The sequence below is a fragment of the Treponema sp. J25 genome, from assembly GCF_004343725.1.
Taxonomy (GTDB): domain Bacteria; phylum Spirochaetota; class Spirochaetia; order Treponematales; family Breznakiellaceae; genus J25.
Genome location: NZ_PTQW01000058.1, coordinates 1 through 2017, shown reverse-complemented (window position 1 = coordinate 2017; position 2017 = coordinate 1). Strand labels below are relative to the sequence as shown.

Below are 2017 nucleotides of genomic sequence, written 5' to 3'. Positions count from 1 at the left end.
TCCCTTTCACTGTGAAAGGAGGTGATCCAGCCGCACCTTCCGGTACGGCTACCTTGTTACGACTTCACCCTCCTCACTAGACGTACCTTCGACAGCGTCCCCCCTCGCGGGTTAGACTACCGGCTTCGGGTACCTCCAACTCGGATGGTGTGACGGGCGGTGTGTACAAGGCCCGGGAACGTATTCACCGCGCCGTGCTGATGCGCGATTACTAGCGATTCCACCTTCATGAAGTCGGGTTTCAGACTTCAATCCGAACTACGATCGGCTTTTTGCGCTTTGCTCTCGCCTCTCGGCTTCGCATCGCTCTGTACCGACCATTGTAGCACGTGTGTAGCCCTGGACATAAGGGCCATGATGACTTGACGTCATCCCCACCTTCCTCCGGTTTGTCACCGGCAGTTCCGCCAGAGTCCCCAGCATTACCTGTTGGCAACTGGCAGTAGGGGTTGCGCTCGTTGCGGGACTTAACCCAACACCTCACGGCACGAGCTGACGACAGCCATGCAGCACCTGTACGGCGGTGTCTTGCGACACAGCGGTATCTCTACCGCCTTCCCCCGTATGTCAAACCCAGGTAAGGTTCCTCGCGTACCATCGAATTAAACCACATGCTCCACCGCTTGTGCGGGCCCCCGTCAATTCCTTTGAGTTTCACCCTTGCGGGCATACTCCCCAGGCGGTACACTTAGCACGTTTGCTTCGGCACTGAGCCACTCGGCCCAACGCCTAGTGTACATCGTTTATGGCGTGGACTACCAGGGTATCTAATCCTGTTTGCTCCCCACGCTTTCGCGCCTCAGCGTCAGTCATCAGCCAGAAGCTCGCCTTCGCCACCGGTGTTCTTCCAGATATCTACAGATTTCACCCCTACACCTGGAATTCCAGCTCCCCTTCCGTGACTCTAGTACCGCAGTTCCCAGCGCAAGCCAGAAGTTAAGCCCCTGGTTTTCACGCCGGGCTTGCAGTACCGCCTACGCGCCCTTTACGCCCAATAATTCCGAACAACGCTCGCCCCTTACGTGTTACCGCGGCTGCTGGCACGTAATTAGCCGGGGCTTATTCACCGACTAACGTCATCGTGAGGGCATTCCCTCCCCCACTTATTCTTCATCGGCAAAAGGACTTTACAACCTTTCGGCCTTCGTCGCCCACGCGGCGTCGCTCCGTCAGACTTTCGTCCATTGCGGAATATTCTTAGCTGCTGCCTCCCGTAGGAGTCTGGGCCGTATCTCAGTCCCAGTGTGGCCGTACACCCTCTCAGGCCGGCTACCCATCATCGCCTTGGTGGGCCGTTACCTCACCAACTAGCTAATGGGACGCGGGCCCATCCATTGGCGGAGCCAAAGCTCCTTTCTTTGCAAAGCCACAGCTTCGCAACCACATTCGGTATTACCCACTATTTCTAGTGGCTATCCCCATCCAATGGGCAGGTCACCCACGCGTTACTCACCAGTCCGCCGCTCTAGGCTGTATTGCTACAGCTTGCCGCTCGACTTGCATGCTTAAGACGCGCCGCCAGCGTTCGTTCTGAGCCAGGATCAAACTCTCCATCATATATTCTTACGGGCCGAAGCCCGAAAGATATCTCCGGAGTACCTCCCGTACGCTCTCCGTAACCCCCAGCGCTCCCGCACCAGAAGTTACTCCTCGCTGCATTCGCTACCCTTCGCAGAATAGCGCTCTACTCCCTTCCCTCAATCTCCCAAAGATCCCGGTATCCGCCACTCTCGCAGCTTCTACCCCTATCGCTAGCAACTCTCGTGCCAGCTTGGCTCGCCACCCTCACAGGCGACGTCGCCGAATCTACCACATCTCATTTCGCTTTGTCAAGCGCTTCTTGTCACTTTTTTTTCGCTTCCACTTATCGGTCCTGTCCAGAACAACTTCACTAAACCGCACAAAACCGCATCAGATCGCTTTATCTGCTTGACTTTGCAACACTCACCCGCCCTGCTGTCAGGCGGCGAGTGTTACCATACTACATCTCTCTACTCCCTGTCAAGGGTTTTTGAAA

1 rRNA gene is annotated in these 2017 nt (G+C 56.2%); it reads right to left on the bottom strand.

Annotated features, from left to right (window positions below):
- Positions 1 to 14: 14 nt before the first annotated feature.
- Positions 15 to 1557, bottom strand: a 16S ribosomal RNA gene (locus C5O22_RS13240).
- Positions 1558 to 2017: the final 460 nt, after the last annotated feature.